This is a genomic window from Ruegeria sp. HU-ET01832, from assembly GCF_040371315.1.
Taxonomy (GTDB): Bacteria; Pseudomonadota; Alphaproteobacteria; order Rhodobacterales; family Rhodobacteraceae; genus Ruegeria; species Ruegeria lacuscaerulensis_A.
In genome coordinates, this window is the sequence record NZ_BAABWL010000004.1 from 461,801 (window position 1) to 470,357 (window position 8,557).

Sequence of the window (8,557 nt, forward strand, 5' to 3'; positions counted from 1 at the left end):
ACCACCCAATTGGTCAAGAAAAACCCCGCCGCGTGGTTGTTTGATGCAAAAGAAGACCCCCCGCGCGTTGCGGGGGGAGGTGACGGACCTCAGGAAGAGACGGTCCGCGGGGAGTATCACGGGACCAGATTCGCTGAAAATCAGAGGTTTCGATAGGATCGAGTTCACACAAGGAAAACAGGCAGTTTTCATGTGTGTTTTCGGGCACAGGGACGATTTGGCGCGGTTTTCATTAAAAGTTACGTAAGGTCAACTGTTTGGCTGAGAGAAACCGGGTTTTTCCGCGGTTTCTGACGTCCGCGATTAGTGCCGTGTCAAGGAATTTAACTCGGCAAGAACCGCCTCGGCGGCGGCTTTCGGGTCGTCAGATTGATAGATTGGGCGGCCGACCACGATGTGATCTGCACCGTCACCGATCGCGGTCGCTGGGGTGGCGACGCGTTTTTGATCGCCAAGCGCAGCACCTGCCGGGCGCACACCTGGGGTCACAATCAGGCGACCTTCGGCTTGTGGTAAGGCCCGGATCAGCGCGGCCTCTTGCGGGCTGGCGATGACACCATCTGCCCCGGCCTCAAACGCCTTTGCCGCGCGTTTGACGACCAGTTCCTGCACGTCGCCATCCTTCAACAGGCTGGCATCCAGATCATCGCGGTTCAGCGAGGTCAGAATGGTTACAGCGAGGATTTTCAGATCCTTGCCCGAGGCACCCTCTTTCGCGGCGCGCACTACGTGGGGGTCGCCATGGACGGTCAGGAAATCCAGATCGAACTGCGCCAGCCCACGTACCGCGTTTTCGACGGTATTGCCGATGTCGAATAGTTTCATATCCAAAAAGATGCGCTTTCCGTGATCCTGTTTCAGCTCATTGGCCAGTGCCAGCCCGCCGCCTGTAAGCATGCCCAAACCAATCTTGTAGAAAGAGACACTGTCGCCCAGCCTTTCGGCCATGGCCAAACCCTGCAGGGCGTTGGGGACATCTAGGGCTACGATAAGGCGATCGTCGGACATGGGGGCGCTCCGTTTTTGGCAAACGTCTGCGTCCTAGCGGGTTTGCAAGGTTCTGTCCATGTGGGACGAGTAGGTGATTCAGGTCACGGCAGAATTTACCAGATGTGGTATAATGTGCGCGGATTGAAGGAATGGAATTCAAAGTGAAACAGTTTGCACCCGCCGTAATCATCGTATTGCTGACAGGATGTCAGGATATGCCATTGGAAACCGAGGCCGCTGACACGGTCGTAAGGACCCCCACAAACGACAACCTGCGGCTTTTTAGAGGCTATCGTTCGACCAATGATGATTGTCAGATCACAGGTGAGACTGCGTTTACAATTGATTTTCTGGATGATGCCGCTGATCTGGTATCCTGTCCAACAGGTGGTGAAGCGGCGCAATCTCTGGTCCAGATGTATGGCGCGCTAGAAGTGGCTGAAACCGGGGGATACACTGTCTATTCGGTTCCGCGCAGGTAGGGCGGAAATAGCGTTTCGACCTCTTGAACCGGGACAGATATTTCCCAGATTGAATGTGAGGCCCAGATCAGAAGCGTGCCGCCAAGCGGGCGCATCGACACAGGGCGCTTGGAAAAGGAGAATACTATGGACTTGAACAAGTTCACTGAGCGGGCACGGGGTTTCGTGCAAGCGGCGCAGACTATTGCGATGCGGGAAGAGCATCAGCGTCTGACGCCCGAACATTTGCTGAAAGCATTGATGGATGACGATCAGGGACTGGCCAGCAACCTGATCACGCGGGCCGGTGGTGCGCCCAGCCGTGTCGTGAACGCGCTTGATGCCTCGATGGCGCGTATTCCAAAGGTCAAAGGCGACACAGGACAGGTCTATCTGGACGGCCAGACTGCCAAAGTCTTGGATGAGGCCGAGAAAATCGCGACCAAGGCAGGCGACAGCTTTGTCCCGGTCGAGCGCATTCTTATGGCGCTGTGCATGGTGAAATCGAAAGCCAAGGTGGCGTTGGAAGACGGTGCAGTCACCGCGCAGAAACTGAACGAGGCGATCAACGATATCCGCAAAGGCCGCACTGCCGACACCGCGTCGGCGGAAGAAGGCTATGACGCGTTAAAAAAATATTCGCGCGACCTGACCGAGGCGGCGGCTGAGGGCAAGATCGACCCGATCATTGGGCGGGATGAAGAAATCCGCCGCTCGATGCAGGTTCTGTCGCGACGGACCAAGAACAACCCTGTTCTGATCGGTGAGCCCGGCGTGGGTAAAACTGCGATTGCCGAGGGCATGGCCCTGCGCATCGTCAATGGCGACGTGCCGGAATCGCTGAAGGACAAAAAGCTGCTGGCGCTCGACATGGGCGCGCTGATTGCTGGTGCGAAATACCGTGGTGAGTTCGAAGAACGCCTGAAGGCCGTTCTGACCGAAGTGACCGAGGCCGCTGGTGAGATCATCCTGTTCATTGACGAAATGCACACGCTGGTTGGTGCTGGTAAATCCGACGGCGCAATGGATGCCGCAAACCTGATCAAGCCTGCGCTTGCCCGGGGTGAGCTGCATTGTATCGGCGCGACCACGTTGGATGAGTATCGTAAATACGTCGAAAAAGACGCGGCCCTTGCGCGTCGCTTCCAGCCTGTATTGGTGCAGGAGCCAACAGTCGAGGATACGATCAGCATCCTGCGCGGCATCAAGGAAAAGTATGAGCTGCACCATGGTGTGCGTATTTCCGACTCGGCGCTGGTCTCGGCTGCGACCCTGTCACATCGCTATATCACTGACCGTTTCCTGCCCGACAAGGCGATCGACCTTGTCGATGAAGCCGCGTCGCGTCTGCGGATGGAGGTGGATTCGAAGCCCGAAGAACTCGATCAGCTGGATCGCCAGATCCTGCAGATGCAGATCGAGGAAGAGGCGCTGAAGCTCGAAGATGACGCAGCCTCCAAGGATCGTCTGGAAACCTTGCAAAAGGACCTGGCCGATCTGCAGGAGCAGTCTGCCGAGATGACCGCCCAGTGGCAGGCCGAGCGTGATAAGCTGGCAGGTGCGCGGGATTTGAAAGAACAGCTCGACAAGGCGCGGGCCGATCTGGAAATCGCCAAGCGTGAGGGCAATCTGGCCAAGGCGGGTGAGCTGTCCTATGGCGTCATCCCCGAGCTTGAGAAAAAGCTGACAGACGCTGAGAACGCCGAAAGCAATGCGATGATGGCCGAAGAAACCGTGCGGCCAGCCCAAATCGCGTCTGTGGTCGAGCGTTGGACCGGTATTCCTACCGCCAAGATGCTGGAAGGTGAGCGCGAAAAACTGCTGCGGATGGAAGACGATCTGCATTCCCGCGTGATTGGTCAGGATGCCGCCGTCACTGCCGTCGCAAACGCCGTGCGCCGTGCGCGGGCCGGTCTGAATGATGAGAACCGCCCCTTGGGCTCGTTCCTGTTCCTCGGGCCGACCGGTGTGGGTAAGACCGAGCTGACCAAAGCCGTGGCGAACTTCCTGTTCGACGACGACAACGCGATGGTTCGTATCGACATGTCCGAGTTCATGGAGAAACACGCGGTTGCCCGTCTGATCGGTGCCCCTCCGGGCTATGTGGGCTATGATGAAGGCGGTGTGCTGACCGAAGCAGTGCGGCGCCGGCCCTATCAGGTCGTGCTGTTTGACGAGGTCGAAAAAGCGCACCCGGACGTGTTCAACGTGCTGTTGCAGGTTCTGGACGATGGCGTTTTGACCGATGGTCAGGGCCGCACTGTCGACTTCAAGCAGACGCTGATCATCCTGACGTCGAACCTTGGGTCTCAGGCGCTGAGCCAGTTGCCCGAAGGCGCAGACAGCGCGCAGGCGCGGCGCGACGTGATGGATGCGGTCCGGGCCCATTTCCGACCCGAATTCCTCAACCGTCTGGACGAGACGATCATCTTTGACCGGCTCAAGCGGGCTGACATGGATGGCATCGTCGATATCCAGATGGCGCGTCTGCAAAAACGTCTGGCCGCCCGTAAGATCGAGCTGGCGCTGGACGATGGCGCCAAGCAATGGCTGGCCGATGAAGGCTATGACCCGGTCTTTGGTGCCCGTCCGCTGAAACGTGTGATCCAACGCGCGTTGCAGAATCCGCTGGCCGAGGCATTGCTGGCCGGTGAAATCAAGGATGGTGAGACCGTACCGGTTACTGCGGGCTCAGACGGCCTGATCATCGGCGACCGATTGGGAACGTCGGATCGTCCAAGGCCGGATGATGCGGTCGTGCACTGAGCTTTAAGTCTTAAAAGACCTACCCATTCGGTAGGTCTTTTTCGTTTGCGAAAGCATGTGTTTTGTTGCCCAGATAAACGATCGTTTTCTTTCGCGCCCGAGCGCCAAAGCTGACCACGCAATAAACCTACGGGCCTTTTCGGACAATTAGCCGTTACGCACCACCTTGCGCCGCATCCACAAGTAAAGAAACCTGACCCAAGGTTTCCAGAAACGCAGAACCTTCGCGGAGTTTGCGGGTTCTCACGTCGAGAATGACGGCACCGTCGTCTTCGACCACGTCGCGAAAAAAACCTGCATAGGTCTGCGCGGGATAGTGGAAGCCGCACGAGATAAAGCTCATCGCCAGATCAACGGTGCCTATTGATGAGAGCTCGTCTGAGCCGGGATTCAGGCAGTTGATGTCGCCGGCGCGGATGCCGTTTTCCATCAGGAACGATCGGGCGACAGACAGATTGGAATAGGCCGCGCCGGTTTCCGCGTATCCGAAATGCCGTTCTGTAGTAGTTTCTAAATCAATCAGGTTCAGGTGACACTTGTGGTCCTGCCACAAAAACAGATCGAACATAGCATAACCACAGCCGATATCTGCAATCGATGACGGAGCGAGGCTTTGTATCGTATCCCGAAGTTCCAGATACTCTAAATAGATAATTGCGGCAGCGCGGCGCGCCAGATCGGTTCCGTGATCCCGCACAAGCGATAGGGCGGGTTCGGGATTTCCGGCGGCCCAGGCGCGGTTAATCCTGCCGGAGCGGGGTTGATCATGAATGATCTCTGACCTTTGCATGATCAGATTGACCAGATCGTTTTGGGAAAACGCGTCGAAGGATAGTCCAGACACTTCAGGCAGGGCAGTTGCCTTCATCATCCGCTCGGTCGTGATCATATCTGGTTTCTACATGTCTGGGATTGGAGTTGCAGTCCGGACTTTGTGGCAGGTTTATTCGATGTTCAAGACCCGCTCATTGGCGGTGCCGAAAAGGATCGGGCATTCGATCCTTTTCGACCGTTATCATTCAAACCATCGCGAAAATGCGCGCGGGTCCGCCTGTGCCGCCTTTGTGCTTTGGCGCTCCGATAACCAGCGTTGCGCCCGAAGCGGGGACGCGGTCCAGCCCAGCGATGTTTTCGATCCCGAAACGGCCCGTTGGCAGCCACGCGTAGTGGGTGGCAAAGTCGGCCGACATTCCGTGATCCAGCGACAGGGTGTCTGAAGCCAACGACCGCGCGCCCGTTTCCTCGATCAGCATCTGAGCGGCTTCGACATGAAAGCCGGGGTAGTGCTGCGCCTGCCCGTCAAATCCGCGGTAGGCGTCACTGTCGACCTTGGCGGCCCAACCAGAGTATAGGGCAACGCAGGCGCCGTCCGGAATATCTCCGTGGGTTGCCATCCACGCCTTCAGATCGTCCGGTGTCAGTAAAGTATCGGCATCTTCGGCCGCCCGCGCAGCGATATCGACAACACAAAGCGGTGCCACGAGATCTGTAACCGGGATTTCGTCGACCGCTGCCCCATCCGCCGAGAAATGCAATGGCGCATCAATATGAGTTCCGGTGTGCTCGTTTACAGTCATGCGTTGCAGGTTGAAGCCGTGGTCGCCAAAATTGAACAGTTGTTCGGACGCATAGCCGGGCTCACCAAAATAGGTGGGAAAGTCAGGGCTGATCGTGTGGGTCATATCCTCAACCTTGCCGTGCCCCGCGGCCATCGCCATTGGCGCTGCTGCACTGGTCGCCGCTACGGCCACGCCCGAGGCTGCGGCGGCTTTGAAGAAACTCCGCCTTGAAAGCATCCGGTCCTTGACCGCGTTCATCACACAGATGTCACACATTTGTCTTCTCCCTTTCGGCTGTCCCGGTTGTCGGGTTTCGAAGGATCCCTACAAGACCCCTTCGGAACAGACTGCATTTTGCGAGAAGCAGTTGTAAAGATAGCGGTAGGAGAGGCTGCAGTGTTTCGGGGAACGATGCTTCAACTCACCGTGATCGGTTCTGTGCGTTTTGGTTAACGTTGCATCTAACGAATAACTGATTTCAAGGACCGCAAACGACAAGAGCCTGCCGAATGGCAGGCTCTTGAATACGTGCATGACCCAGAGGGGCCAAAGGATCGGAAATCTTAGGTGCCGGTCGGCAACGCATTCAGGTCTTGTGCGTTGCTCTCATCGAGATTGGTATCTTCACCGATTTCCTCGCAGGTCACGGGGAATGTCTCATTCGAGTCGCACCCAGAGATTGGGTAGGTCTCTTTTTCAGCGCATGCCGCGATGAACAGGGCCAGCGACAGGCCAGCTACCAGCTTCATTTTCATGTCTCGTCCTTTCCGATCATATCGTCGTATTTTTTGTGGCGCTATCTGCGTGATCAGCCTTGGGGTGATCTCAACTCCGTCCCTTCACGCCTTGGGAAAACTTAAGCGGCTGGGCTGCGGGTTGGCTAGCGCCAATATCAAGGGTGACGCTAGGTTCTGTTGGGTTAAATGTACATTTCGTATGAAAAAGCGGCTACTTTTAGCCGAAGTTTATGAATGATTAGACGTTTAGTATTGTATTGAGCCTTAGTTGCGCCGCCTGATGGTTCGTTACAGCCTCGTCTCCCAATCGTGACGCATGTTGCCTTGGTCCTGTGCTAAGAGCGCACTAACTGACAATTAACAATGTACGATCACGGAGACAGAGATGGCGCGTCGCTGGACCAATACACTGACACATGCAGATGTCACCCCAAGGGCGATGTTTATGAACCGGCGGCAGGTGATGGCTGGGCTTGCGGGTGCCGGGCTGGCGGGGATTGCGCAAAAGGGTTCCGCGGAAGAGTCTCCTGAGGGTTTGACGCCCAACACTTGGGAAGAGATCACGTCCTACAACAATTACTACGAGTTCGGCACCCGCAAGGATGATCCTGCGAAATACGCCCACACGCTGGTCACCGAACCCTGGAGCGTTCAGATTGATGGTCTGGTGGACCGCCCCGGTGAATACGACTTCAAAGACATATTGTCCGAGATGACAGTCGAAGAGCGAATCTATCGGTTCCGCTGTGTCGAGGCTTGGTCGATGGTTGTTCCCTGGAACGGGTTCGAACTGGCTGATCTGCTGAATATGGCCGGTGTTCAAGAAGGTGCCAAATATGTGGCGTTTGAGACTGCCTATCGCCCGGATGAGATGCCCGGCGTGCAATTCCCGGTCCTGGACTGGCCCTACCGTGAAGGTTTGAGACTGGACGAGGCCATGCATCCGCTGACGATCATGGCGACCGGAATCTATGATCGTCCGATCCCGAACCAGAATGGCGCCCCTTTGCGTTTGGTTGTTCCATGGAAGTACGGGTTCAAGTCGATCAAGTCGATCGTCCGGATTACCCTTACGGATGTTGAACCTCCGACAAGCTGGAACATGGCCAACCCGCGTGAATATGGATTCTATAGTAATGTGAACCCGAATGTGGATCACCCGCGTTGGTCTCAGGCGTCCGAGCGTACCATCGGGGGCGGGCTGTTCTCGAAACGTATCCCGACACTGATGTTCAACGGCTACGAGGTTGAAGTCGCCGGTCTTTACGAAGGCATGGATCTGTCGGAATACTACTAAGCGCATGCAGACCGTGAACCAGATACTCCGCCGGGTGCCTGTTTGGGCCGTCTACCTGCTGGGCCTGATCCCGGCACCGTGGCTGTTCTATCAGGGTTTGACCGGAGGGCTGGGTATTGATCCGATTGAGGCGCTGGAACATCGCTATGGCGAGTTGGCGTTACAGCTGTTAATTGTCGTGCTTGCGGTGTCCCCGTTGCGGCGGTTTTCGGGACTGAACCTGACGAAGTTCCGTCGCGCTTTGGGCGTGCTGACCTTCGTCTATGTTAGTCTGCATCTGTTGGTATGGTTGGTTTTGGATGTGCAACTGCCGAGTCAGATCTGGGCCGACATCCTCAAACGTCCCTATATCACGGTGGGCATGGCCGGATTTCTTCTGCTGCTGCCGCTAGCTGTGACTTCAAATAATCTGTCGGTGCGCCGTTTGGGTCCACGCTGGCGCGTCCTGCAACGTCTGGTCTATCCAGCTGCGATTTTGGGCGGGCTGCATTACGTGATGCTGGCGAAAGGGTTCCAGATCGAGCCACTGATCTATCTGAGCGTGATTCTGGGCCTTCTGGCCTTGCGTCTGCCACTGTCGAACCCGCTCAGCCGATTCCGACAGGTCGATTCCGCCTGAGTCTGTGGGTAAGCCTATGCAAAACCTGGGTTACACGGTGAAACGGTGGTGTGGGGAGTTCGTTTTGGAAGGAGAATTAACGGTAAGTGTCTGAAAATAAATGAAATTTTAAAATTCTGAGTTTTTTC

Annotated in this window: 8 protein-coding genes; 4 read left to right on the forward strand and 4 right to left on the reverse strand. The window is 56.4% G+C overall.

Features of this window, described 5'->3' with window-relative positions:
• Positions 1-303 precede the first annotated feature (303 nt).
• Positions 304-1,008 (reverse strand): orotidine-5'-phosphate decarboxylase, encoded by a 705-nt coding sequence (gene pyrF, locus ABWV79_RS15050; protein ID WP_353392873.1) that lies wholly within the window; start codon positions 1,006-1,008, stop codon positions 304-306.
• A gap of 131 nt (positions 1,009-1,139) precedes the next feature.
• Between pyrF and ABWV79_RS15055 the strand changes: the two genes are divergently transcribed.
• On the forward strand, positions 1,140-1,472 hold the full coding sequence (locus tag ABWV79_RS15055) for a hypothetical protein (RefSeq protein ID WP_353392875.1): 333 nt from the start codon (positions 1,140-1,142) through the stop codon (positions 1,470-1,472).
• 126 nt (positions 1,473-1,598) lie between these two features.
• Complete coding sequence (clpB, locus tag ABWV79_RS15060) at positions 1,599-4,217, forward strand: ATP-dependent chaperone ClpB (RefSeq protein ID WP_353392877.1); 2,619 nt, start codon at positions 1,599-1,601, stop codon at positions 4,215-4,217.
• A 154-nt stretch (positions 4,218-4,371) separates the two neighbouring features.
• On the opposite strand, the gene ABWV79_RS15065 is transcribed toward clpB, so the two are convergent.
• From ABWV79_RS15065 to ABWV79_RS15075, 3 genes are all read right to left on the reverse strand, one after another.
• Positions 4,372-5,106, reverse strand: coding sequence for a hypothetical protein (locus tag ABWV79_RS15065; protein WP_353392879.1), 735 nt, complete (start codon positions 5,104-5,106; stop codon positions 4,372-4,374).
• Between the two features lie 130 nt (positions 5,107-5,236).
• Positions 5,237-6,052: a cyclase family protein gene (locus ABWV79_RS15070; protein ID WP_353392880.1), complete on the reverse strand. Its 816-nt coding sequence runs from the start codon at positions 6,050-6,052 to the stop codon at positions 5,237-5,239.
• 287 nt (positions 6,053-6,339) lie between these two features.
• Positions 6,340-6,531: a hypothetical protein gene (locus ABWV79_RS15075; protein WP_170356042.1), complete on the reverse strand. Its 192-nt coding sequence runs from the start codon at positions 6,529-6,531 to the stop codon at positions 6,340-6,342.
• Positions 6,532-6,898: 367 nt separating this feature from the next.
• Between ABWV79_RS15075 and msrP the strand changes: the two genes are divergently transcribed.
• Together msrP and msrQ are read left to right on the forward strand one after the other, a co-directional pair.
• Positions 6,899-7,810, forward strand: coding sequence for a protein-methionine-sulfoxide reductase catalytic subunit MsrP (gene msrP, locus ABWV79_RS15080; protein ID WP_353392882.1), 912 nt, complete (start codon positions 6,899-6,901; stop codon positions 7,808-7,810).
• Positions 7,811-7,814: 4 nt separating this feature from the next.
• A complete protein-coding gene (gene msrQ, locus ABWV79_RS15085) occupies positions 7,815-8,429 on the forward strand; it encodes a protein-methionine-sulfoxide reductase heme-binding subunit MsrQ (protein WP_353392884.1) in 615 nt (204 codons plus the stop codon).
• Positions 8,430-8,557 lie beyond the last annotated feature (128 nt).

Excerpts from the sequence above, each read along its gene's own strand:
- ABWV79_RS15075 (WP_170356042.1), bottom strand. The coding sequence starts at position 6,531 with ATGAAAATGAAGCTGGTAGCTGGCCTGTCGCTGGCCCTGTTCATCGCG.
- ABWV79_RS15070 (WP_353392880.1), bottom strand. The coding sequence starts at position 6,052 with ATGTGTGACATCTGTGTGATGAACGCGGTCAAGGACCGGATGCTTTCA.
- msrP (WP_353392882.1), top strand. The coding sequence starts at position 6,899 with ATGGCGCGTCGCTGGACCAATACACTGACACATGCAGATGTCACCCCA.
- msrQ (WP_353392884.1), top strand. The coding sequence starts at position 7,815 with ATGCAGACCGTGAACCAGATACTCCGCCGGGTGCCTGTTTGGGCCGTC.
- pyrF (WP_353392873.1), bottom strand. The coding sequence starts at position 1,008 with ATGTCCGACGATCGCCTTATCGTAGCCCTAGATGTCCCCAACGCCCTG.
- ABWV79_RS15065 (WP_353392879.1), bottom strand. The coding sequence starts at position 5,106 with ATGATCACGACCGAGCGGATGATGAAGGCAACTGCCCTGCCTGAAGTG.
- ABWV79_RS15055 (WP_353392875.1), top strand. The coding sequence starts at position 1,140 with ATGGAATTCAAAGTGAAACAGTTTGCACCCGCCGTAATCATCGTATTG.
- clpB (WP_353392877.1), top strand. The coding sequence starts at position 1,599 with ATGGACTTGAACAAGTTCACTGAGCGGGCACGGGGTTTCGTGCAAGCG.